Source organism: Pseudomonas sp. CBS (assembly GCF_024734645.1).
Classification (GTDB): Bacteria; Pseudomonadota; Gammaproteobacteria; order Pseudomonadales; family Pseudomonadaceae; genus Aquipseudomonas.
On sequence record NZ_CP102929.1, the window covers coordinates 1,552,630 to 1,577,077 of the forward strand.

At 59.6% G+C, this 24,448-nt stretch carries 21 protein-coding genes and 1 pseudogene; 16 read left to right on the forward strand and 6 right to left on the reverse strand.

The window, feature by feature from the left end:
• The 15 genes and pseudogenes from tssF to dkgB all read left to right on the forward strand — a co-directional run bounded on the left by tssF (window position 1) and on the right by dkgB (window position 16,324).
• Window positions 1-1,767 (forward strand): type VI secretion system baseplate subunit TssF, encoded by a 1,767-nt coding sequence (tssF, locus tag NVB75_RS07005; RefSeq protein ID WP_258346602.1) that lies wholly within the window; start codon window positions 1-3, stop codon window positions 1,765-1,767.
• The gene (tssG, locus tag NVB75_RS07010) at window positions 1,731-2,753 is read left to right on the forward strand and encodes a type VI secretion system baseplate subunit TssG (RefSeq protein WP_258346603.1); all 1,023 of its coding nucleotides are present in this window, start codon (window positions 1,731-1,733) and stop codon (window positions 2,751-2,753) included. The genes tssF and tssG overlap by 37 nt, the downstream gene beginning before the upstream one ends.
• On the forward strand, window positions 2,750-4,099 hold the full coding sequence (tssJ, locus tag NVB75_RS07015; RefSeq protein ID WP_258346604.1) for a type VI secretion system lipoprotein TssJ: 1,350 nt from the start codon (window positions 2,750-2,752) through the stop codon (window positions 4,097-4,099). The genes tssG and tssJ overlap by 4 nt, the downstream gene beginning before the upstream one ends.
• Window positions 4,100-4,136: 37 nt before the next feature.
• On the forward strand, window positions 4,137-5,483 hold the full coding sequence (gene tssK, locus NVB75_RS07020; protein WP_258346605.1) for a type VI secretion system baseplate subunit TssK: 1,347 nt from the start codon (window positions 4,137-4,139) through the stop codon (window positions 5,481-5,483).
• The gene (gene icmH, locus NVB75_RS07025) at window positions 5,476-6,324 is read left to right on the forward strand and encodes a type IVB secretion system protein IcmH/DotU (RefSeq protein ID WP_258346606.1); all 849 of its coding nucleotides are present in this window, start codon (window positions 5,476-5,478) and stop codon (window positions 6,322-6,324) included. The genes tssK and icmH overlap by 8 nt, the downstream gene beginning before the upstream one ends.
• Window positions 6,325-6,429: 105 nt before the next feature.
• Window positions 6,430-6,942 (forward strand): Hcp family type VI secretion system effector, encoded by a 513-nt coding sequence (locus NVB75_RS07030; RefSeq protein WP_258346607.1) that lies wholly within the window; start codon window positions 6,430-6,432, stop codon window positions 6,940-6,942.
• A gap of 70 nt (window positions 6,943-7,012) precedes the next feature.
• Window positions 7,013-7,270, forward strand: coding sequence for a PAAR domain-containing protein (locus tag NVB75_RS07035; RefSeq protein ID WP_258346608.1), 258 nt, complete (start codon window positions 7,013-7,015; stop codon window positions 7,268-7,270).
• 25 nt (window positions 7,271-7,295) lie between these two features.
• Window positions 7,296-9,233, forward strand: a complete 1,938-nt coding sequence (locus NVB75_RS07040; RefSeq protein WP_258346609.1) for a type VI secretion system Vgr family protein — start codon at window positions 7,296-7,298, stop codon at window positions 9,231-9,233.
• A 46-nt stretch (window positions 9,234-9,279) separates the two neighbouring features.
• Window positions 9,280-9,708 carry a DUF1795 domain-containing protein gene (locus NVB75_RS07045; protein WP_258346610.1) on the forward strand — a complete coding sequence of 143 codons (429 nt, stop codon included), beginning with the start codon at window positions 9,280-9,282 and terminating at the stop codon, window positions 9,706-9,708.
• A gap of 55 nt (window positions 9,709-9,763) precedes the next feature.
• Window positions 9,764-14,299, forward strand: a complete 4,536-nt coding sequence (locus NVB75_RS07050; RefSeq protein WP_258346611.1) for an RHS repeat-associated core domain-containing protein — start codon at window positions 9,764-9,766, stop codon at window positions 14,297-14,299.
• A 1-nt stretch (window position 14,300) separates the two neighbouring features.
• Window positions 14,301-14,621 (forward strand): hypothetical protein, encoded by a 321-nt coding sequence (locus NVB75_RS07055; RefSeq protein WP_258346612.1) that lies wholly within the window; start codon window positions 14,301-14,303, stop codon window positions 14,619-14,621.
• A gap of 116 nt (window positions 14,622-14,737) precedes the next feature.
• Complete coding sequence (locus NVB75_RS07060; protein ID WP_258346613.1) at window positions 14,738-15,052, forward strand: SMI1/KNR4 family protein; 315 nt, start codon at window positions 14,738-14,740, stop codon at window positions 15,050-15,052.
• On the forward strand, window positions 15,049-15,210 hold the full coding sequence (locus NVB75_RS33315) for a hypothetical protein (RefSeq protein WP_330208285.1): 162 nt from the start codon (window positions 15,049-15,051) through the stop codon (window positions 15,208-15,210). Before NVB75_RS07060 ends, NVB75_RS33315 begins: the two co-directional genes overlap by 4 nt.
• 98 nt (window positions 15,211-15,308) lie before the next feature.
• Window positions 15,309-15,395, forward strand: a pseudogene (locus tag NVB75_RS33320) (hypothetical protein); the annotation flags it as partial.
• A gap of 125 nt (window positions 15,396-15,520) precedes the next feature.
• Window positions 15,521-16,324 carry a 2,5-didehydrogluconate reductase DkgB gene (gene dkgB, locus NVB75_RS07065; protein ID WP_258346614.1) on the forward strand — a complete coding sequence of 268 codons (804 nt, stop codon included), beginning with the start codon at window positions 15,521-15,523 and terminating at the stop codon, window positions 16,322-16,324.
• On the opposite strand, the gene NVB75_RS07070 is transcribed toward dkgB, so the two are convergent.
• The 6 genes from NVB75_RS07070 to NVB75_RS07095 form a co-directional block, all read right to left on the reverse strand.
• Complete coding sequence (locus tag NVB75_RS07070; RefSeq protein ID WP_258346615.1) at window positions 16,321-16,752, reverse strand: chemotaxis protein CheY; 432 nt, start codon at window positions 16,750-16,752, stop codon at window positions 16,321-16,323. The genes dkgB and NVB75_RS07070 overlap by 4 nt on opposite strands.
• A gap of 136 nt (window positions 16,753-16,888) precedes the next feature.
• Window positions 16,889-20,524, reverse strand: a complete 3,636-nt coding sequence (locus NVB75_RS07075) for a transporter substrate-binding domain-containing protein (protein WP_258346616.1) — start codon at window positions 20,522-20,524, stop codon at window positions 16,889-16,891.
• A gap of 1 nt (window position 20,525) precedes the next feature.
• On the reverse strand, window positions 20,526-21,152 hold the full coding sequence (locus NVB75_RS07080) for a response regulator transcription factor (protein WP_003211560.1): 627 nt from the start codon (window positions 21,150-21,152) through the stop codon (window positions 20,526-20,528).
• Between the two features lie 292 nt (window positions 21,153-21,444).
• Window positions 21,445-22,161: an MgtC/SapB family protein gene (locus tag NVB75_RS07085; RefSeq protein WP_258346617.1), complete on the reverse strand. Its 717-nt coding sequence runs from the start codon at window positions 22,159-22,161 to the stop codon at window positions 21,445-21,447.
• 573 nt (window positions 22,162-22,734) lie between these two features.
• A complete protein-coding gene (locus NVB75_RS07090; RefSeq protein WP_258348552.1) occupies window positions 22,735-23,337 on the reverse strand; it encodes a GNAT family N-acetyltransferase in 603 nt (200 codons plus the stop codon).
• A 12-nt stretch (window positions 23,338-23,349) separates the two neighbouring features.
• Window positions 23,350-23,691 (reverse strand): FKBP-type peptidyl-prolyl cis-trans isomerase, encoded by a 342-nt coding sequence (locus NVB75_RS07095; RefSeq protein WP_167410185.1) that lies wholly within the window; start codon window positions 23,689-23,691, stop codon window positions 23,350-23,352.
• Window positions 23,692-24,174: 483 nt separating this feature from the next.
• Here NVB75_RS07095 and NVB75_RS07100 point away from each other — a divergent pair, with 483 nt between their 5' ends.
• Window positions 24,175-24,408, forward strand: a complete 234-nt coding sequence (locus NVB75_RS07100; protein WP_258346618.1) for a DUF3077 domain-containing protein — start codon at window positions 24,175-24,177, stop codon at window positions 24,406-24,408.
• The last annotated feature ends 40 nt before the right edge of the window (window positions 24,409-24,448 follow it).

Genomic DNA, 24,448 nt, shown 5'->3' on the forward strand with positions numbered 1-24,448 from the left:
ATGGACTTGAAACAACGCTTTGCCGAGGAGTTGCGCTACCTGCGCGAACTCGGCCGCGAGTTTGCCGAGGACAACCCGCAACTGGCGCAGTTTCTCGGCGATCAGGCTGGCGACCCGGACGTGGAACGCCTGTTGGAGGGCTTTGCCTTCCTCACCGCCAAGCTGGGATTGAAGATCGAGGATGATCTGCCGGAGCTGACCCATCCGCTGTTGCAGATGCTCTGGCCCAACTACCTTCGGCCGTTGCCCAGTGCGACCATCATCCGCTTTACACCCTTGCCCAATGCAATCAGCCAACGCCAGGTGATACCCAAAGGCACGCCGTTGTTCGCCAATTCGGTGAATGGCGTGTCCTGCCAGTTTCGCACCTGCACTGACGTCAACCTGTATCCGCTGGCCTTGCAGGACGTCAGCGACGCCCACAGCCGTGAGGCCTCGGTGATGCGCATCGACCTCAAGGTGTTGACCGAGCAACCGCTCACCAGCATGGCCTGCGATCAGCTGGATTTTCATCTGGGTGGAGATAACGCCACCGCACTGACCTTGTACCTGTGGCTCGCCCATTACCTGGACAGCGTGACGCTGCATATAAATAAACAAAGCTATCGGCTGTCGGCCAAGGATATCGGATTCCCCGGTTTCACCCCCGAAGAGGCCCTGCTGCCCTACCCGCGCAATGTGTTCGATGGCTACCGGATCCTGCAGGAATACTTTGTATTCCCGCAGCGTTTCCACTTTTTCAGCCTGAACCGTCTGGCGCCTGTTTGGCCGCACGTCAGCGCCACCACCCTGCGTTTCGAGTTTCAGTTCACCCGGCCCATGCCGCCTGATATCCGGCTACGCACCAGCGACCTGCACCTGTACTGCGCGCCGGCGGTCAACCTGTTCCGCCACGATGCCAACCCCATCGCGCTGGACGGACGCAGCCTGGAACGGCGTATCAGCCCCAGCGGCAACCGCCCCGACGCCTACGAAATTTTCAGTGTCGACCACGTGGCGGGTTGGGATGCTGCCGACAAGGAACGTAAAGGCGATCCGTTACGGCGCTTTACCCCGTTCGAGTCGTTCCAGCATGAGATCGAACACGCACGGGGCCGAACGGCGCTGTATTTCCGCACGCATATCGAGGAATCCCACGGGCGCGAGGGCTTGCGTCATCGCATCGCCTTTGTACGCGGCGATGAAAGCCTGTACATCGGCGAACATGAGGCGGCGTCCATCGAGTTAACGTGCAGTAACCGCGACCTGCCGCAGTTGCTGGGCGTTGGGGATGTGTCGCTGTCCACTGAGATCACGCCGTCGTTTGCCACCTACACCAATCTGATCGCGCCCACTCGGAGCTACCGGCCCGTGCTGGACAGCAGCCTGCACTGGACGCTGATTTCCAACCTGTCGCTGAACTACCTGTCGTTGCTGTCGGCCGAGCCGCTCAAGGCGGTGATCCGCGCCTATGACTTTGCCGCCTTGCACGACCTGCAACAGGCCCGCGCCACCCGCAAACGCCTGAACGGTATCCACAAGGCCGTGACCACCCCTATCGACTGGCTGATGAAAGGCCAGCCGGTGCGCGGCTTGCAGACCCGTTTGCAGCTGGACCAGAACGCCTTCCTGTGCGAGGGCGAGCTGTACCTGTTCGGCAGTGTGCTTTCGCACTTCTTCGCCCTGTACGCGAGCATCAATTCCTTCCATCGCCTGGAAGTGATCAATACCACCAACAACGAGTGTTACGAATGGCCACTGTTGACCGGCAGACAACCCGTGATCTAGCCGACGTGCTGCTGGCCGACGCGCGGAACTACTCGTTTCACCGTCTGCTGGAGCATCTGCACGCCTTGCATGGCGATGACCTGGAAGCGCAACCCTTGAGCGAGGCAGCGCGCCGCCGCGTACGCCTGCAAAGCCATGCGGGGCTAGGCTTTCCGGCCTCCGACGTGGTGCTGGCCGCGCGCGTGGAAGAGGACCGCGAAGAGGTGCGCTATCGCTTGCAGACCAGCTTCTTTGGCCTGCACGGCACCGACTCGCCCCTGCCCGGCTACTACCTGGATCGCCTGGCCTACGAGCAGGCCCAGGAGCGTGGGATTCGCCCGGCGTTCATGGACTTTTTCAATCATCGCTTGCTGACCCTGCTGCACCACAGCTGGCGCAAGTACCGCTACTACATTCGCTTTCAGGCCGAGGCCAGCGACCGTTTTTCGCGCTATGTGTTTTCCCTGATCGGGTTGAACGACAACGACCTGCGCGGCGCGACACCGCTGCCTTGGGGCCGTCTGTTGAGCTTTGCCGGCTTGATCGCCAGTCGCAGCCGTTCGCCTTCGGTGGTGTCCGGCATTGTCGAACACTGCTTCGACCTGCACGGCGTGCACATCCGCGAATTCGAGGCACGTTCGGTGAGTTTGCCGCAGCGCCAACGGCTGGCGCTGGGCAAGGCCAACGGCACACTGGGCAGCGACTTTGTGGTGGGCGACCGCAGCAAGACCCGCGCCAGCAAGTTCACCCTGGTGATTCCCAACCTGACCCAGGCACGCTTTCGGCAGTTTTTGCCCAGCGGCGAGCAGTTCGGGCGGCTGCGCCAATTGATGGACTTTCTGCTGCGTGACGTCACCGCCTACGACCTGGAATTAGGGCTGCGTGAAGAGGACGTACCGCCGTTCAACCTGCAACGCGACAGCGGCACCCACCTGGGCTGGACCAGCTTCATCGAACATCAGGGACAACGTTATCCCGCCGTGGTGCGGATTCGGGGGCGCGCATGAAGCTGACCTTGGTTATCAACAATCCTGCGCAGTTGCTGCACGGGTATCTGCCCCTTCACCGGTTTGGCCCACAAGGTGGCAGCATCGGCAGTGCCGCGGCGGACTGGCGCCTGGAGGACCGCCACAACAGCGTGCAGCCCAACCACTGCGAAATCCGCGTCGTCGAAGGGCGCTTCTGTGTGATCGATCGCAGTGGCAGCACGTACGCCAATGGTCATGATTTGCCGTTGGGCCGTAACGTTGCGGTGAGCCTGAATGATGGCGACCTATTGCAGATTGGTGCGTATCGGGTCGCGGTGCAACTGGGTGAGCACGCACCGGGTCAGCATTCGCTCGATGAGCTGTTCAGCGGTCACCCCGAAGGTATGCAAGCCTGGCACCTGGAGGATTTGCCGAGTCCGCCCCTGCCCGATCCGCGGCCTGCTACTTGCCCGGAATTCGAACGCCTGTGCCAGCCCGTGGACTTGGCGGAACAAGGTGATCCGCTGCGAGCGATGACTGCAGTGGAGCCACCAAAGCCGCTGGGCGAGATTTGCGCGGCAGCCCCCAAGCGCAGCGTCAGCCTGTTCAGCAGCCTGCGCCTGGGCACCTTGTTGCTGGCCTGCCTGGCCCTCGCCGGCTGCACCATGCTCGGAAAAATCGGCCAGGTGATCTGGACCCCGTCGATCCCGGTCGGCGGCCCCGATGATCAGCCCAGTCGCTACTCCCTGAGCCTGCACGCCAGCGATCACGTCAATCCGCGTCTGATCAGCACCGGCACCGCACCGGATGAAGAGACGAGCCGCTCGCCCTACACCCTCAACGTTCAGGCGACCAGCCCGCAAGCACTGACCGACAAAGTGCAAACCCTGCTCAACCATCTTTATGAAAACGTACCGGCCCAGTCACCGCTGAGCTTGGAGCCCGCGCCCGTAGAGCCGATGTCGCCCCTCGAAGACACGCTGCTGGGCGACTACGACGCCCAGGGGGTCAGCCTGACCACACCTTGGGGCCACCCGACGCTGCAGCACGTCGCCACGCCGATCGCCTTCAAGGTATTGCAGCTGACCGACGATTCGCTGCTGGTCAACGCAAGTCCCCAAGCCATCGCCGAGGACCTGAAAAAGACCTTGGGCAGCACCTACATTCGCGCCGACGACTACCTGCTCCAACCTGGCCAATTCAAGTTCGTCGACCTGCGCGCCCTGGATGAAGACACCCGATTTATCGCGGTGATCGCCAACTACCACAGCGCCGATGTCGGCCAGTGGAAACAGCATCTGCGGGTTGAGCCCAAGGGCCGGCAATACGCCGTGCTGGTGCAGTTGGACGCCGATCAGGTCAGCCTCAAAACAGAAACCCGATGACGTCATTTTCAACCGTTTTTGCACAGAGTAATTACCGATGAGTTCACGCAACCCCGTCATCTGGCATGAAGGTTTGTTCGTCAAACCTCAGCACTTCCAGCAGCAGGCCCGCGCCGCCGAAGCAGCCGTGCATCAGCGTGTGCACAGCCTGAACGATGCCCTCTACGGCTTCAGCGAACTGGTGTTGAACACCGAGTATTTGAGCTTCGGCAAGGTCGCCATTACCCAGGCACGCGGGATCATGCCCGATGGCAGTGTCTTTGACATTCCTCACGATCTGGCACCGCCTGCACCTTTGGAAATTGCCGACAGCAGTGCAGTCAACCAGGTCGTCTATCTGGTCCTGCCGCTGCGGTCCAATGGTGCCCTCGAGGTGCGCTGGGCCGACCAATACGGCAACAGCCGCTACATCGCTCGCCGTGAGGAAATCCGCGACATCCACAGTGATGACGGCGATCAGGTGGGCATGGACCTGGCCGTGCCCAACCTGCAACTGATGCTCGAACGCAGCGACCGCAGCGCCTTTACCGGCATCGCCTTGGGCAGAATCAAAGACAAGCGCCCGGACGGCAGCCTGGTGATGGACGAACACTTCTACCCCACCAGCCTGTCCCTGCAAGCGGTACCGGCATTACATCGCTATCTGGGTGAAGTGGCCGGGCTGATGCGCGAGCGGGCCAAGAACCTGGCTAAGCGTATCGGCTCGCCGGGGCAGTCTGGGGTGGCCGATGTCACCGACTTCAACCTGCTGCAAACCCTCAATCGCTTGTTCCCGCTGTTCCAGCATTTGGCTCGTCAACGCCAGGTTCACCCCGAACGGCTGTACGTCGCATTGGCCCAGGCCTGCGGCGAACTGGTGACCTTTACCGATGAAGGCCACCTGCCCCAGGAATACCCGGCCTACCAGCACGATAACTTGCGCGAGTCCTTCCAGCTCCTGGAACACACCCTGCGCCGTGCCCTGGGCACCGTGCTGCAACCGCGTGCAGTGTCGCTGCCGATCGTCGTGCAGCAATACGGCGTACGCACCGCTGCGTTGGACGACAAGCATCTGCTGGACAACGCCGAATTCATCCTGGCCGTGCGCGCCGAACTGCCAGCGGAGACCCTGCGTCAGCAACTGCCCAAGCAGATCAAGATCAGCTCTGCTGAAGGCCTGGAGCAACTGGTCAGCCTGCAACTGCCGGGCATTCCGCTGCTGCCGCTACCCGTCGCACCGCGGCACCTGCCATTCCATGCCGGCTTCAGCTACTTCGAACTCGACCGTCACCATCCCGCGTGGCCCAGTCTGAGCAGTGGCAGCGGGTTTGGTTTCCATATCGCCGGCGAATTCCCGGAGCTGGAGTTGCAGTTCTGGGCGATCAGGAGTGAAAAAGATGAGTGAGTCCATGCCCACCAACACCACGCCCCCAGCAGATGACAGCAACCTGGTATTCAGCTATCTGCAACAGGCCACCCGCAGCAAAGAGTCCGACCCTGTAGAGGAACAGGCCAAGCCCAAACCTGAACCCTTGCTCGCAGACCCCGAATTCGACATGCGCGGCCTGGCCTGGAACCCGCTATGTGACGCCGCCACGCCGCTGATTGGCCTGGTGATCCGCCTGCGTCGCCTGGACCAGCACGACGATGTGCCCGCGCTGTACCGAAGCGTCAGCAACCAGATCACCACGATCATGGAAGAAGTCAGCCACCTGGACTACGACGCCGGCATGCTCAAGGCCTACTCCTACAGCCTGTGCCTGTTGTTGGACGAGGTGGTCATGGCGACCACCTGGGGCAGGCTCTCCAGTTGGAGTGAACGCTCATTGCTCAGCCAGTTCCATGGGGAAACCCGAGGCGGCGAGAGGTTCTTCACCATCATGAACAACATGATTCCCGAAGCGGCCCGGTACCAGCATGTGCTGGAGTTCATGTACCAGTGCCTGATCTCCGGCCTCAAGGGCAAATACGGCGCTCATACCAAGGGCGATGACGAAATACAGAAGATCATCAACCAGCTGCACGGCCTGTTGCGCCCGCTGCGTGGCGAGACGCCAAAACGCCTGACTGATCCGCTGAAAAACGTCGCGCCGCGCAACTACCGGATCAAACGCGCCTGGCCGTTGTGGACACCATGGGCTCTGGCTGCCGTCGTTCTGACGGCCGCCTACACAATCTACTCGATCCGCCTGAACGCCATGACTCAGGAAGTGCTGGCGTCCCTGGAGCGGATTCTCAACCTGTAACCGATTTTCAGCGTGCTCACCCCGAGCGCCTGCAAAGCCATGGCCATTTGGCCAGAACCCGCGACCTTACGGGGTCGTTCATTTGATCGCGACAAGGAGCTTGTCATGCCAACACCCGCGTACATCAGCATCCACGGCAAAAACCAGGGCCACATCACCAAGGGCGCGTTCACCGCTGACTCGGTGGGCAACGCCTATGTGGAAGGCCATGAAGACGAAATCCTCGCCCAGGAAATCGACCACACGATTTTCACCCCCACCGACCCGCAAAGCGGCCAGCCGTCGGGCCAGCGCGTGCATAAACCGCTGACCTTCACCAGCGCCCTGAACAAAGCCTCGCCCATGCTCTACCAGGCACTGGCACAGGGAGAAATGCTGCCGACCGTTGAGATCAAGTGGTACCGCACTTCGGTGGACGGCAAGCAGGAACACTTCTTCACCACAACCCTGACCGACGCCACTGTCGTGGATATGCACACCGTGTTGCCCCACGCCCAGGACAGCGGCAACGCCAACTACACCCAGTTGATCAAGACCAGCCTGGCCTATCGCAAGATCGAGTGGCTCCACGTCGTAGCAACGACCGAAGGCTCGGATGACTGGCGTAAACCGACTTAACCGCTGACCCACTCGTTCCGCCGCCCAGGCGGCGGAATGTTCACTGACTCAATATTTATCAGGAGGTTCTATGCCCGCCGTCGTTCTGGTCGGACACGACCATGATTGCCCTTTATGTGGCCCTACCACCGTCAAAAGCGGCACGCGCAACGTCACCGTCAACGGCCGCGCGATCGCCCGCGTCGGCGACACACTCGGCTGCGGTGCCGTGATCATCAGCGGCTCGCCCTCAATGGTCATCAACGGCAAAGCCGTGGCCCGCGTTGGTGACACCACCGACCACGAGGGCATCCTGGAAAACGGCGATGCCAGCTGGTTGATCAACTAACCCGGTTTCACCGCAAGGAGGTTTCATGCCCCGTCAAAGCGACCTGCGCTACACCTTCGAACCGCTGCGGGGCGATCCCTTCGAGGTGGTTTCTTTCACTCTCGAAGAAGGCCTGTCCCAGCCTTTCAAACTCACGCTGGAACTGGTCAGCCATCACCCCGCCATCGACTTCTATCGCATGCTCGACCTGGCTGCCGTGTTCACCATTTGGCGCGACGATATGCCTGTGCGCTACGTCCACGGGTTGGTCAGCCTGTTCCAGCAAGGCGACACCGGCTTTCGCCGTACCCGCTACACCGCCGTGGTCGAGCCGACGCTGAAGCGTTTCGAATTGCGTTCCAACTGGCGCATCTTCCAGGGCCAGACCGTACCCGACATCATCACCAGCATGCTGGCCGAGCAAAAGCTGACCGACCTGCGCAGCGAAATCTGCTTCGACCACCAACCCCGCGAATACTGCGTACAAGCCGGCGAAACCGACCTCGACTTCATCGCCCGCCTGGCCGCTGAAGAAGGCCTGCTCTACACCTTCGAACACCGCGCCGACGGCCACACCCTGGTCCTTACCGACCGCGTGGGCGGGCTGGGCACCATCGGCACCCACACCGATTGCCCGGTGATCTACCAACCGATGGCCGGCGGTGATTCGGCGGAACCGGCGCTAAACCGCTTCCACTACACCGAACAGGTACGCACCGCCGTGCAGGTGCAGCGTGACTACACCTTCACCCATCCGCGCTACAACCAGCAGCACACCGCCACCGGCGACCAGGATCTGAACAACCAACACAAGGATTACGAGCGCTATGACTACCCCGGCCGCTACAAGCGCGACATCGCCGGCAAGCCCTTCACCAAGACGCGCCTGACGGCCCTACGCAACGACGCCAAGTTGGCGCACCTGGAAGGCGACGATGCACGCCTGCAACCCGGGTTAGCCTTCGACCTGAACGAGCATCCCCGCGAAGACTTCAACGACCGCTGGCGCACCATCGCCATCAAGCACGAAGGCAAGCAGCACACAAGCTTGCAGGAAGAAGCCTTTGGTAGCGGCCAGGGTACGTCCTATGAAATGAAAGCCAGCGCTATCCGCTGGACCTCCGACTGGAAAGCCCCGCTATGTGACAAACCCTGCATCGATGGCCCGCAGATCGCCACGGTGGTCGGGCCACCGGGCGAGGAGATCTATTGCGATGAATGGGGCCGGGTCAAGGTGCAGTTTCCGTGGGACCGCTCGGACAAAAACAACGACTACAGCTCGTGCTGGATTCGCGTCACCCAGGGCTGGGCCGGGGCGACCTGGGGCTCCATGGCAATCCCCCGTGTGGGGCAGGAGCTGGTGATCAGCTATCTGGACGGTGATCCCGACCAGCCGATCGCCACGGGGACCGCATACCGGCAGACCAACCTGCCGCCCTACCCGCTGCCCAAACACAAGACACGAATGACCATCAAGAGCCGAACCCATAAGGGCGAAGGCTTCAATGAACTGCGTTTTGAGGATGAGCTGGGCCAGGAGGAAGTGTTTATCCATGCCCAGAAAGACCAGAACACCGTGGTCAAGAACAATCAGACCCAATCGATTGGCGCTGACCGAAGCAGCCAGGTCGGCCAGGACGAAACCATCACCGTGGGCCGTACGCGCATGCGGGTGGTGAAGGCCAATGACACGTTGAAAGTGGGCGGCAGCAAACGTGACTCCGTCGCTAACGAATACACCGTCGAAGTGGGCAGCGCGTTACGCCTGAAATGCGGCAAGACAGTGATCGAGTTGCAGGCCAACGGCACGCTGAATATCACGTGCGAGAACTTCAATATCACCGGCCTGAAGTCCGGCCAGATCAACACCCCCGACGGCATGCTGGATCTCAATGTGGAAGGCGGCACCGCGGCCGTTACCGCTGACGGGCAAGATGCCAGTGCGCTCCAAGACGAAGCCGATAGCCACTTTCAGCAGGACTGAGCCCGTTGATGACTGACCTGCATTTCTCCAAACAAGGAACGCCTGAATGGCCGAATACCTGACCCAGGATCTCACCGTCGACCTCGGCGATGAAATGCCTGAAGACACGACATTGAACATGCTGCAATTTCGCGAGCGGCAAACCACCTTGGTCATTGCCCGCAGCGCATTGCCTGCTCAGCAGACGTTAGATGAGGCCTACGCTTTTCAACTTGATCTGCTGCACAAACGGCTCACTGCGTTGACCTGTACTGGTGCCGTGACCGTTTTTATTGGGAAAGACAAACAAGTCGAAGGCCGTGAAGCAGCCCTCCAGTTCACCCACGCAAATCAGCCTATGTACCAGCTCCAGTTGGCCTGCCAACTGCCCGGGCAACAACGCCTGTTGGTCCTGAACTACAGCAAGCACAGCGCACTGACCGAAGCGGATATCAACCATTGGCGCGCGATCAAAGACAGCCTGCTTTTTGCCTGATCAGGCCACTCACCCCATTTGCATATACGCCAGTTCAGCAAGGAGCACACACCAAATGGCGCAGAACGTACACGCCGCCAGGGAAGGAGACGCGATCCTTCACCCACCACTGGCTGCCGAGCTGATGAGTGCATTGGCCGAAGCGGTTGTCTACGCCGCCGCTACCGCTCTGGTTGCAGCGGCTATCGCTGGCACCGTTGTCGCGGTGGTGGGCACGGGCGGTGCGGCAGCGGTGCTTGTCCCTGTGATTGCTGGAGCCCTGGTAGGCGGTGCAAGCATGATTCCCGTAGGCGATAGGAGCATCGGTGAAGCCATCACCGACGGGTGTGATTCTCTCGCCAACTGGGCGTTCCCGGCAGAGCCATTCGGCAAGATTGAAAGCGGTTCACAAAATACCCACGTCAACGGAAAGCCCGCTGCCCGGGCTGCAGGGCGCCGCTCGGGAGGTGACGGTGCGAACGCTTCCGAAGAGGAGGCAGCGCCGTCATTTCTGGAGAATATCGGCGCAATGGCGATGAGCGCCGTTCCCATACTCTTACCTGTGCTCGGACTGGGGATGGCGATCGACGACATCTTCAATCCGCCCGTCACGACACCAGCAGCCCCAGGAACGGAGCCGGCGGAGCAGGATAAGGTCACCTGCGAACGCCATCCGCCCATGCCCGATACCTACATCGCGCAAGGCTCCAGCAAGGTTTTCATCAACGGGCAGCCCGCAGCACGAGCTGGCGACAAGACCACGTGCGATGCTGCCATCGACAGCGATGCCAATGTTTCTCCTAACGTTCGCATAGGTGGCGAGCCACTGACCGTGCGGGATATCCGCAATGGCAAAAGCAAGATTGCGCAGTTCACCGGCATGGTGGCCGGTATGTTGATCTCGCGCAAAATCAAGCTTCGGCCGCGACCGAAAGGTAGCCCCAAACCGTGGTGGCGCATTGGGGGATGCAAGGGCAACCCTGTGTTTGTCTCAACCGGCGGCAAAATTCTTGGAGGCCCCGAAGACCTCGACTTCACCTTGCCGGGCCTGCTTCCCATCGAATGGGCCAGAGGTTACGACAGCAACGACCTGCGCCGCGACGGCCTGTTCGGCATGGGCTGGAGCGTACCCTATGAAGTGGAAATCCTGCGCGTGCCTCATCCCGAGGGTGGCGAATTGTGGATCTATGTCGACGAAGAAGGCACCCGCCTGGAACTGGGTCGGTTACAGGCAGGTGATGCCTTCGTCAGCGTGCTCGATGGGTTGGCGTTCTTTCAATTGGAGGACGGGCAGACCGAGGTCGAGGACATCTACACCGGCCTCTACCAGGTCTTCCAGACCGACCCGCACAACCCGAAACGCTCACGCCTGGCCCGGCTCGGTGATCGCAACCTGAATACGTTGGGGCTTCTCTACGATCAAACAGGCCGGCTGCACTACGTATGCGACGATTTGAGCAAAACCACCGTTCGGCTGAGCTATGACACCCAGCACCCGAAGCGGGTCAGCCAGGTGGACCGACTCTACATCAGGCTTGGCGATAATCCGCAGATCGAACACACCGAAGTCCTTGCCAGTTACCGCTACACCCAAAGCGGCCAGCTGCAAGACGTGCTCAATGCCACCGACCAAGTCCTGCGTAGCTTCACCTACACGGCGCAAGGTTACCTCGACAGCCACACCTTACCCAGCGGTGCGATTCGGCAGTATCAATGGCAACGCTTCGAAGTTCCTGCACAACGTCCTCAATCGGTGCGCGCAGACGGCAGCCTCTGCAAATTTCCGCCCCTGCTCGAACCTCAGCCTGACCACGAATGGCGAGTCATCCGCCATTGGGGCAGTGATGGCGAGGACTATCGCTTCGAGTATGACCTGGAAAAAGGCGAGACCCGGGTCACCGACAGCCTCGGTCGCCAGGACCATTACTACTGGGGGCCCTTCTACGAGATCTACAAACACATCGACCCCATGGGCCACTGTTGGCAGGAAGATGTGCTCAGTGGCCAACTGCTCAAGAGCATCGACCCGCAAGGCGGCGAATGGCAATACGGCTACGACGAACTCGGCCGCCTGATCGAAACCCGCGACCCGTTGGGCCGCTGCGAACGGATCCGCTACACCCGTCACTGGGCGTTACCCCTGAGCGTCACCGATGGCGCCGGGCGCACCCAACGCTTCGGCTATGACAGCCAGGGCAATCTGCTTTGGGAGCAAGACCCCCTCGGTAGAAAGACCCACTACCGGTACAACGCCCAGGGCCAAGCCGATTGCATCACCGACCCGCTGGACAAGCACAAGTACCTGCGCTGGAACGTCCATGGACAGTTACTCAGCTACCGCGACTGCTCCAACGCCGAGACCCACTACCGCTATGACCGGCGAGGCCTGCTCAGCGAAGCCATCAACGCGCGTGGCGAGCACACTCATTACCGCTACGACGCCCGTGGTTATCTGATCGAAAGCCAGCGCCCGGACGGCCGAATCGACCGCTATGACATCGACGCCGCCGGCCAGCTCATCGCCTACACCGACCCGGCCCAGCGCATCACTCGCCTGCGTTACGACCGCAGTGGCCGACTGATCCAGCGGGTTGAGGCCCTCGGCCATAGCGTCGAGTTTGGCTACGACGCCTATGGTCGCCTACAGCACCTGAGCAATGAAAACCACGAACGCTACCGCTTCGAGTGGGACGCGCTGGACCGCCTGTTGGCCCAGCAGGACCTGGATGGCAGCGGACGCATTTACCAGTACAACCCGTTGGGCGACGTCACCGGCATCTGCCATGTGCCCGCGCCGCTCGCGGAGCCTGATCTGGACGGCAAGGACAGCGCCGAACCGCACACCCCGCTGGAGCATCATTTTGAACGCGACGCCGTCGGCCGCTTGGTCCGTAAACGCACCGACGATGGCGTCACCGAATATGCCTATGACAAGGCCGACAACCTGCTGGCGATCAGTTTTATCGACAATCAGGGCGAGGAGCAGCGGCTCAATTACAGCTACGACGCCCTTGGCCAACTGCTCAGCGAGACCAACAGCGCCGGCTTGCTGCAGTACAGCTACAACGAGCTAGGCAATCTTGAAACCCTGACCCTGCCCGATCAGCGCCAGCTCAACCACCTTTACTACGGCAGCGGCCACCTGCACCAGCTCAACCTTGATGGCCGGGTGATCAGCGACTTCGAGCGCGACGCACTGCACGACGAAGTGCTGCGCACTCAGGGCGCTCTGCTTACCCGCACCCGCTACGACCGCAACGGTCGCCTCAGCCAGAAGGCGCTGCACTACCAGCAGGTTGCCCGCGAGGTGCTGCCGTTGTTGCAGAAGGACTACCAGTACGACGCCAGTGACAATCTGGTGGCCGAGATACTGACCCAGACCCAGCGCCCAGGTGCTAACCGCCCGAGCACAGCGGCCAATGACGACAGCCTGATTGGGCGATTTCACAACCAAGCTTCAGGCAAGTCCTATCAAGGTAACGCCAGATACGGCTACAACCCCGTCGAGCAGATCCAGAGTGTGCACAGGGGCCAGCATATCGAGAGCCTCAACTACGACGCGGCCGGCAACCTGTTCGATGGCTACCGGGTCAACGGCCTGATCAAGCACAACCGGGTGCACGTGTATCAGGACAAGCGTTATCGCTATGACCGCTTTGGACGGCTGAGCGAAAAGCGCATTGGCAGCAGCCGCATCCAGCGTTTCGAGTATGACGCCGAGCACAGACTGATCTGTATCCACCAGCAGCAGGGATCAATGGCCCAGCGCATTGTGTTCAACTACGACCCGCTGGGGCGGCGCATCAGCAAACAGGTGTACAACGGCGACGCCAGCGAACCGAACAACCGTACCCTGTTTCATTGGCAAGGCTTGCGAATGCTCGAAGAGGTACAGGATGGCCGGCCAAGCCTGTACGTGTATGCCGATCCGGGCAGCTACGAACCCTTGGCGCGCATTGACGGCAAACCGGGCAGCGAGGCGATCTTCTACTTCCACACCAACCTGGCTGGGCTGCCGGAGCAACTCACCGACAGCGATGGCAACACCGTGTGGCACAGCGAGTACCTGGCCTGGGGTAAGCCGCGGGACGAGTGGCATGATCAGCGGGTTGGAAATGAGCAGAACCTGCGTTTTCAAGGGCAGTACCTTGACCGCGAAACGGGGCTGCACTACAACACCTTCAGGTTTTTTGATCCGGATGTGGGGAGGTTTACCCAGCCGGATCCGATTGGGTTGGCAGGAGGAATCAATCTTTATCAATACGCTCCGAATGCGGCGAAGTGGGTTGATCCGCTTGGCCTCGAAACTATTCGTTTACGGCATTACACCAGCAACCAAGGACTAGAGGGAATACAAAATAGCATGGTGATTAAGGCCGGCGACCAAAATTCAGTATTTGCTACCAGAGCCAAAGGAAAGCCATTAAGCATGGCCGACGCAGCTGAAAAATTCAAAATAAAACCACATCATGCCCGAAACCATATTGACTTCGACATAGATGCTGGAAGAGTAGAATTCAGAAAAAACAACTTAGGCGTTGAAGAATACAAAATAAAAGGCGACATTAAACTAGATAAAAAAACGACCTCCTTCAACAAGCGGTGCCCATAAAATGAACGAACAATGCAAGATAGAAGTTTCAGAACTTAAAAATATCCTAACCCACCTGAATAAGGTAGTGGTCACCATTGATAAAATAGGATCTGGATTCGAAGACAAAGAAACCACCGCACTTGCATTGTTACTATTTTTTAGAGAGGAAGCAATTCTCGACAAACTGGCTGCTGCAAGAAAAACTTTAAACCACAGCCTACTCGAAAAACTTGGCACTGATCGTTATGACAAATGGATCGAAAATGAAATAGTATATTGGAAGCCGCCATACGAGAAAGATAAGAATGAAATTGCCAAACTCCTAGATAGCCTTAACTAATAAGAGCTTACCCTCAAACCAAAACAGCAAGCATTGCAGCTCGTTAAAACTAACAAAAAATTCACCCAACACTCAGGCTAGGTATGAGTCATGAACCTTAACGAGCAAGTGAAACGATGATTGAAAACAAATTCTCAGGCCATAGCTCAGCTATCACTTCAGCAGATTTAGACCACTTGGAGTCTGTTATCGGCAAAAAATTGCCGACGCCCTTCCGAAATCACTACTTTAAGTATAACGGCGGCACCCCCGAACGAACGTATTGGCGAACCAAGGACCTTGATGATCCAGTGGAAGTGTCCACCTTCAAGCCCGTTTCGAATGGCGAATCAACAATACTATCCACTTATCAGTTAATGCTTAAAAAAATGTCATTCCCAAAAACCTCCTACCTTTCGCGAACGATTGGGGCGGCAACTTTTTTTGCCTGAATCTCGATACCGGGGCCATCAGCTATTTCACAACAGATACTTTTGATAGCGCCCTCAGCCCTGAAGAAAACCATGCTAAATCCGAAAAATTTGTATGTTCAAATTTTCTCAGATTTGTTCAAGGCCTTATTGATGAGAACGATGTCGACGAGGAATAAGCGAAACATAGGTACTGTCATACTGATCGCCCCCAGCGCATCACCCGCTTGCACTATACGCCCTCGGCCATAGCGTCGAGTTTGGCTACGACGCCTATGGTCGCCTACAGCACCTGAGCAATGAAAACCACGAACGCTACCGCTTCGAGTGGGACGCGCTGGCCCCCCTGCTGGCCCAGCAGGACCCGGACGGAACCCGCCGACCACTCATGACTTTTAGTAAAGAGTCCTTTTCGGATTCAGCGGTTTTTCTGAAGGAACGAGGAGCCGATACTCGACTCCATTGTTCACATCACTTCAGGAGTCACTCATGTCTATTCCCGCATTCGGCCTCGGTACGTTCCGCCTGCAAGGCCAGGTCGTCATCGACTCCGTCAGCACCGGCCTGGAGCTGGGCTACCGCGTCATCGACACTGCGCAAATCTATGAAAACGAAGCCGACGTCGGCCAGGCCATCGCCGACAGCGGCATCCCGCGGGACGAGCTGTTTATCACCAGCAAGATCTGGATCGCCAACTTCGCCGAAGGCCAGCTGATTCCCAGCCTCAAGGAGAGCCTGCGCAAGCTCCAGACCGATTACCTGGACCTGACCCTGATCCACTGGCCATCGCCACAAGACCAGGTGCCGGTCGCCGAGTTCATGGGCCAGTTGCTGGAAGCCAAGCGTCAGGGCCTGACCCGCCAGATCGGCATCTCCAACTTCACCGTCGACCTGATGAAGCAGGCAATTGCCGCCGTCGGTGCCGAGCACATCGCGACTAACCAGGTGGAGCTGCACCCGTACCTGCAAAACCGTACCGTGGCGGATTTTGCCAAGGCCCATGGCATCCAGGTCACTTCGTACATGACCCTGGCCTACGGTGAAGTGCTGAAGGACCCGGTGATCCAGCAGATCGCCGAACGGCATCAGGCAACCCCGGCGCAAGTGACCCTGGCCTGGGCCATGCAGCTGGGCTATGCGGTGATCCCTTCGTCGACCAAGCGCGCCAATCTGGCCAGCAACCTCAAGGCGCTGGAGCTGACCTTGAGCGACGCCGAGATGGCGCAGATCGCCGGCCTGGAGCGTGGCCATCGGCTGACCAGCCCCAAGGGCATCGCGCCGAACTGGGACTAAGCCACAGGGCTGCGGGATAATTCTCGCAGCCACGGCAACACCCGCAGCCCACTGGTGATTGGCGGTGGGTCGATGATGTCCATGAAGTGTTCGAGGTTGACGCTGTCCGGCGCACCCGGCAGGCGCATCAGCAGTGTCGGTGTGGCGGCCGGCGTGCCCAGGTCGCGGATGTCGTAGACCAGCACATGGCGAATCTGAGGATGCTGTTCCTGGTAGGCCAGTACCCCGCCCTCGCTGGCCGCCAACCCGGCATTGATGATCAGCACGTCGAACGGCGCGGTCGGGATGGCCGTGAGGATCAGCACTTCTTCGAAGGTCTGCACCGGGACGATGCGGTAGTAGCCCAATTGGTTGAGCATTTTTTCGATGTACAGCCGTTGCAGGTGCTGTTCATCGGCGATCAGGAGGGTCAGTGCTTTGTTTGGCATGGCGATCACCTGAGCAAGGAGCGCTCGTGAGGGACTGGGCGGCCTATTTTCCAGACATATTCCGAAGACTAAATAAGGATTGTTCCACCTTCACGTAGGAGTTGTCTCAAACAGCTGGAATGAAGGCCCTCACCAGTCAAGTCTGATTGCAATAAACCGACAACCCGTGATGCAGGTGAGCGAGCGCTTCATCCATGCCGTCGATAGCAGTGGCCAACTCGTTACGCGCTTGCCGTTCACAGACGTTTTCCAATACTTCGCAGCACTCCATCAATGCCTGGGCCTTGACCATGCGCGCGCCGCCTTTGGTTCGATGGGCCAGGTCATGCAGGCCTGCAAAGTCGGCCTTGTGTTGCAGGGCCACCAACTGCCCATGGTCAGCCTCAAGGCTGTCGAGCAATGGCACCAGCAGTTCTTTTACTGCGTCGACATCCCCTCCGGTCAGCTTCTCCAGGTCGCGCAAATCAAAGTCTGGCGACAACTCGTCCACGCTGACCGGGGCCACCGAGGGCGTGGCTGTGCGCGACATCAGGGCCGCATGCAGGTCCTCAAGCCCGGTGGGCTTGAACAGGCAGCCATCCATTCCCGCCTGTCGGCAACGTTCGGCTTCCTCGGGCTGGGCGTTGGCGGTGAACCCCAGCAACAGGCAAGGCGCCAGGCCGCGCTCACGCTCCAGGGTGCGGATATCCCGCGCCAGCTCGTAACCGTCCTTGAATGGCATATTGCAGTCGGTAATCACCCCATCAAAACGTCCGGACAGCCACAGCTCAAGCCCCTGGACGCCATCTTCGGCGGTGGTGATTCGGTGCCCCAGAAAGCTCAATTGCCGGGCCAGCAGCAGCCGGTTGGCCGGGTAGTCATCCACCACCAGAATGCTCAATGCGTGGGCCGGCGAAGTTTCCAGGGCAACGGAGACGGCCGGCACGCGGGTGGCGTCGGCGACGGCCAACGCCAGGGTGACGTCCACCCGGGTGCCCTGCCCCAACAAGCTGCTTAATTGCAGTTGCCCACCCATCATCTCGCAGAGGTTGCGGCTGATGACCAGGCCCAGACCCGAACCGCTGCGCGCCGATTGCTCAGTGTTCGTGCCCTGGATAAACGGGTTGAACAGGCGTTTCTGGTCTTCGACACTGATGCCGATGCCGGTGTCTTCCACCCACAGCCTGAGGTTCAGGTACCCGTTGGCAATCGCCGACGAACCGGACGCTCCAAGCCTTACCTGGCCATGGGGCGTGAACTTGATCGCATTGCTCAGCAGGTTCGACACCACCTGCTTGAAACGCATCGGGTCCACCAGCACCCATCGATCAATCAGCGGGTCGAGCTCCACTTTCAATACCAGGCCCTTGGCCCGCGCCAGCCCATCGAAGACCCGCGCTACGGACGCCAGCAACGCGTGCAGGTTTGACGGCTGCAACGCCAGGGACAGGTGACCCGACTCAATCCGTGCGATGTCCAGGATATCGCCGATCAACTCCAGCATGCCTCGCGACGCATCGGCGGCCACCTCCAACGCATCGCGGTCGGCCCGGTCCTGTTCGGCGGCTTTCAAGGCCAATTCGATCATGCCAATCACGGCGTTCATGGGGGTGCGTATCTCATGGCTCATGGTCGCGAGGAAGGTGGTCTTGGCGCGATTGGCGGCGTCGGCATCCTCCTTGGCCTCCCGCAGCTGGCCGAGCAGGTGCTGCCTTTCACTGACGTCCACCCAGCCGGCGATCATGCCTACTACCCGCTCATCACCGTCGCGGTACGGCAGCATCCAGTGGTAGATCGTCAGCACCGAGCCATCGGGCACTTTGAGTACCCGGTCATGAATCTGCGGCTCGCCCCGCTCCATCAAACGCAGGTAGTCTTCATGGAAAGACTGGGCCTGGGGACGGTTGCCCGTGTCAGTCTCGACCACGGTCTTGCCGACCACCTCCTCCAGCTTGAAACCAAACACATCAAGGTAGGCGCTGTTGCACGCCATCAGCCGGCCCAAGCGATCACGCACGTAAATCGGATGGGGCGTGCCGTCGATCAGCGCACTCATAAAACGCATCTGGTCGCTCAGGGCACGCTCGGCCTGCACCCGTTTGCGTATCAGGCTGCGCAGGTAAATCGCCCAGCCGAGGGTGATCAGCAGCAGCAGCGCCGCCAGGCTGAAGCCTTGAATGATGACGGTGCGGTGCCGCGCCCAGTAGCTGTCTTCAACCAATACCTCACTACGCCAGTGGCCGGCCAATTCATCCATCTCCTGGGGCGTGATACTCAGCAATGCCTTGTCGAGGATCGAATACAACTCCAGTTGGCTGCGGTTGACCCCAAAGGCTATGCGAGCCGGCTCGGACCCGACCGTGCTGGTGACCCGCAAGCGGTCACGGTAATCGCGGGCAATCATGTAGCGCGCACTGATCAACGTATTGACGGCCGCATCGGCGCCGCCGCTGGCCACCAGCGCCATGCCGTGCTCGGGGTTGTCGACGTCCACAAACTTGATGGTGGGATAGGCCTGGGCAATCCACTCTTGCAGGCTATTGCCGCCGATCAGTGCCAGGCGCTTGCCGGCCATGTCTTCCAGGGTGAGGGGGCTGCGGTCATCCATGCGACTGACCAGCACAAACGGATTGGTCAGGTAAGGCCGGGTAATACGCACCTTGTCCGTGCGCTCAACGCTGGGCGTGACCACAGCGATCAGGTCCGCACCGCCGGTGCTGACCTTGTCAATCTGCTGGGGCATCGAGGTGCCCGGGACCACGTCAAATTTCAACCCGGTGCGCAAGCTGATACGGGCCAGCACCTCGGCGCTCAATCCTTCAAACGCGCCCTGCTTGTTGATAAATGAAACCGGCAGGAACTTGTCGAGGATCGCGACCTTTATCCGGGGGTTCTTCTCCAGCCAGCGCTGCTCACTGGCACTCAAGCGCAACCGGTCCGCCCCCAGGAACCCAAGATTTCCGGCACTCCAGCGTCGCAGGATTTCCATCTGCTCACTGACCGGAATCGCGGCGAGCGCCGCATTGATGATCGGCAGCAAGCGCGTGTTGTTGCGAGAAAATGCAAACGCAAACGGATTGACTTCAAGTGACGAGAAATCAGCCATTCGAACGTTGTTCAGGTGGTTCCTGTTGATCAGGTAGTGGGCGCTGATTGCATCGCCGAGGTAAACATCCGCCTGGCCGAATGCAACAGCGCCGATGGCCTCGAAGGTCGAAGGAAAAAGCTGTAACCGGGCATGAGGGTAGAACGCCTGTACCGCCTCAGGCTGCATATAGTGATAGAACATGGCCACCCGCTTGCCGGCCAGGTCGGCACTCAGGGCCTGGCTCTCGCCCGTGCGGGTGACCAGGGTCGGTTGATCCATGGCATAGGAGCGCGACAGCACCAGTTGCGGGTCTGCCGCCTCGTAGCCGTTGGCTGACCCCAAAAAATCCACCTCACCGCGCTTGAGTGCCGTGATGACCTCATCCCGACTGTCGTAGCGACGGACTTCCACCGTGATGTTCAGCGCGTCGGCTATCAGTGCGGCGTAATCTGCCGTAATCCCCTCGAGCTCATCGTTGCTGCTCAACTCAAACGGTGCGTAATCGGGGCTCGAGATCCCCATCAACAAACGGCGGCGCTCCCGCAGCCAGCGCCAGTCCGCCTCGGGCAACCCCACCGCCGGGGTCTCGAGAATGGAGTGCCCCAGCAGGTACAGGGTGCGCGGCTCCCCCAGGGCCGGGGCTTGCGTGTAGAGCACGCCCAGCAGCACCCACGCACTGAGCCACAAGGCCCGGAACCTGGTCATTTCAGATCAGATGGTTGCGCTGGGCGAATTTGGACAAATGCACCACCGACGACATGCGCAGCTTCTCCTTCAAACGGGTTTTGTAGGTACTGATGGTCTTGTGGCTGAGCAACATGTCCTCGGCTATTTCCTTGTTGCCAAGCCCCAGCGCCAACTTCTGCAACACGGTCAATTCACGGTCGGAAAGCTCTGCCACCAAGTCCTGTTCGGTGGACTGCAAATCGTCCCGGCGCACCGAGCTGGTGGGCAGGCTGGGAAAGCAGCTGTAATTGGACATCACGGCCTTGATGGCTTTTTGCAGTTCATCCAGCTCGCCAGTCTTGGCCACAAAGCCCATCGCGCCGGCACGCATGCAGCGGGTAGAAAAGAACACCGCCAGATAGGACGTCAGCACCAGGATCTTGCAAGGCAAGCCCAGTGCCTTGATCCGGCTGATCACCTCCAGGCCACCCAACTTCGGCATCGCCAGGTCGAGGATGATCAGTTCGGGGCGTTCTTCCCGGGCGATCTGCATCGCATCGGCACCGTTGCCGGCCTCGAAGATCGTGTCGAAGCCTTCCTGCTTCAACAGGTACCGGACGGTTGCGCGGATAAATGGGTGGTCATCCACTATTAAAGCTTTGCTCATAAGGCTCCCCTGGGAGGATTCAGTACCGTTGCACATCACACGGGACCTATCTACCTGTGAGAAATGACAGTTCCGACGAGCGGCTCTGAACATTCCTACAAGAAGCAGTCGGGTCCCTCCATTTGAACAGCGCATAGCCATGGGTGGCCGCACCTGCGTGCCTGGCTAGTCGCAAGCGCGCAACCTTACCAATGGAATGACGCGTCACCTGAAGGGATAGTCCCAGCCGCGTGTAGGACTTTTCCTCGCTAGAAGCATAGTAAACAGTGGGGTTCCGGGGAGCGGGGGTCGTCTAGTCGGTGGTACTCGGGCTCCAGAACGCCTGTACCACCAGGGTCGAGGTGGAAATGCGCGCCACCAGGGCGTCCAGTTCATCACCGTCTACCGAGGTCACGGCCAGCATCGCCTCGATTTCCACCTCATCAGGACCAAAGGGGCGTACGTCCACATCACTGGCCGGGTAGTTGCAGCGTGCAAGTTCGGCTTCGAGCAAGGCCAGTACTGCTTTTTGCTGGGTACGACGGGCCACCACATAGAGGATGTTGGTCACCTCGGCCGACACCACGTCCAGTGGCTGGCGGTTGATGTTATTGACGATCGGCCGCAGCAACGTGTTGGCCGCCAGCACAAACAGCGTACCCAGCAACGCTTCGAGGATCAGGTCGGCACCGGCACAGGCGCCCACCGCCGCCGATGCCCAAAGGGTGGCTGCGGTGTTCAAACCGCGCACGTTGCCCTCTTCACGCATGATCACGCCGGCGCCGAGAAAACCGATGCCCGAGACCACATAGGCCACGACCCGCACCGCCCCTTCGGCGCCGCCCAGACGGTTGGCCATGTCGACGAAAATCGCCGCGCCCACCGCCACCAGCACGTTGGTACGCAACCCCGCCGTGCGCTGGCGGTACTGACGTTCGAAGCCGATCAGCCCTCCAAGGATAAAGGCCGCGGTGAGGCTGACTAGTGTGTCGACCAGCGAGTTGAGGTTGATGTTGTTGATTGCTTGCATAGTCAGTCTTCCCTGTTCATTGCCAGCCAAACTTAGGCGAGGAAACCTTCGGGCAGGTACGACCATCCTGGGCCGTGATTGGGTCACGGGCACGACAGGACAGGCCCGCCCGTCGCAAACGACAGGCGCGTCCGTAGTACCGCGATGCAAGGCATCACGTACGGGTCAGCGTCGATGAGAGGGAAATCGGGATCGGGCCAGGACTGGCCGCTACCGGGATGCCGCTTCTCGCTTCCGGGCGAGACAACGGCATCGGAAAAATGCGCGTTACCTTGCCAAGTATGTGCCGGTTATCGAGACCGGCCGACGACTGTCACTCGAACAAGTACCCACTGAGGGTCTCCGCTATTGATGAAAACGCGCAAAGCTTACGCTCCGATTTAAGGAGAGTAAACCGTAGGAAAGCTTACCCGATGGGGTTAGGAATATTCTTCAGGGAGGGTTCAGGTAAGCGCCGCCACCCCCGTAGCAGCTGTCGAGCCCAAGCGAGGCTGCGTCGGCCACACTGCGATCATCAAGCCAGGCACTGCACCGAGTCGCGCCGAACGCAGCCTCGCCCAGGCTCGACAGCTGCTACGCAAAGGACGGTCGATCACGCTCCACCAGCGCCAAATACTCATGGATCGCCCCACCCGCCAACGCCTTCACCTGAATGGAAACCCGATTCACCTGCCGCCCCATCTCGATCCCATCCCGAGTCCGCACCTGAACATACCCAAGGCGGGGCCAGAACCGCTCGGCCTTGACGTTCCCCACCACCACCGTCAGCCGCAACCAACGTGCGCCCAGGCGGACTACCCATTCCTGGAAATCAGCATGCAACTGCCGCGCAAACCCGGTGCCGTGCAACGGCGTGGCCACCAACAGCAACCCGATATGCCACACCCCAACCGCCAGCAGGTCAGACGCCACATTCACCACCGCAACCAGCTGCCCTTCGGCATTGCGATAGCCAATCCAATACATCCGCGTGTAGCTCCAGGTGTCGGGCAGTTGAAGAGTCAACTCATCCCGAGCCTCCGTGGGTGTGGCTGGCTCACCGTTGACTGCGAGAAAATATTCCGGGGCTGCTTCGAAAAAGCGCTGCAGCTCGGCCTCATCCTCAACCGTCAGTTCAACCACCCGGATGCCCGCTATCGAATTGCGGGGCAAGGCCATCGTGCCAACAACATCCATGTTCATCCCTTCTCAATCGTCGCGTGTCAGTACTTCCAACAACTCAATTTCAAAGCGCAGATTACTGTTGGGCGTGATATGCGCGCCCATCGAGCGCTCGCCGTAGGCCAGGTGCGCCGGCACAAACAACGTGCGAATGCCGCCGACTTTCATGCCCATCAGCCCCTGGTCCCAGCCTTTGATCACGCGACCGGTACCGATCACGCATTGAAACGGCTTGCCCCGCTCCCATGAAGAATCGAACACCGTGCCGTCTTCGAGGGTGCCGGTGTATTGCGTGGTGATCAGGGCGCCTTTGACCACGGTTTTACCGTCACCGAGGCGGATGTCGGTGATTTCCAGTTCGTTGTTCATCGTGTTCTCTCGTTGCCACAGCAGCCGGTGTAGGTTGATTGATAATAGCCAGCCACCCTTTGCGATAATTCAGGTAATGGCCAAAAACGGGCGACAGTTTACGTTTTCAGGATAAGGAGTGCCGATATGGATCCGTGACTCCTGGCAACTACAAGTCCATGGAAGACCAAATCAGTGACATTTCCCTTTCCTTTGCAGGAAGCTTCCTAGAAAATTCTTCCCCCTTGTGCCGTCCAAATCACATGGCTAGTCTCAAGCGGTCACTACCAATTCAGTGATCGGGTTTAGTAGCCCGCTATGTGATTAGGCGCAAGGCGCCCCCTTCTGCAAGGCGCTTTTTTTCGGCCCTGCGTTATGGTGGCCGTGCGTAGGGCACCTTCGGGTGCGCCGGGTCCTAATCACCGGTCTACTAACCTGCGTGCGGCCACCACCCCGTTTAGTAGCGATGGTGTTGGCTCTCTAACGTCGATTAGGAGTTTAACCATGAGCAAGATTGTTACAGAAGAACCAGCGCTATTTGCCGTTGATCCCGATACCAGTTTTGAAAGCGCCCTCACCCATACCAGCAGCTTGTTGCACTGTGCATCAGTCACCGCACAACAAGCCGGCGACCAGTTGGATGGCACGTCTCGGGCACTAGTAGTTTCAGTCATGCACTTGGTGGATATGGCACGCGTGATGGTTGACCGGGCGGTGGATTGTTTACAACCGCGTTAAGGATATTGATCGTTCCCGCGCAGAGCGAGGGAACGATCCC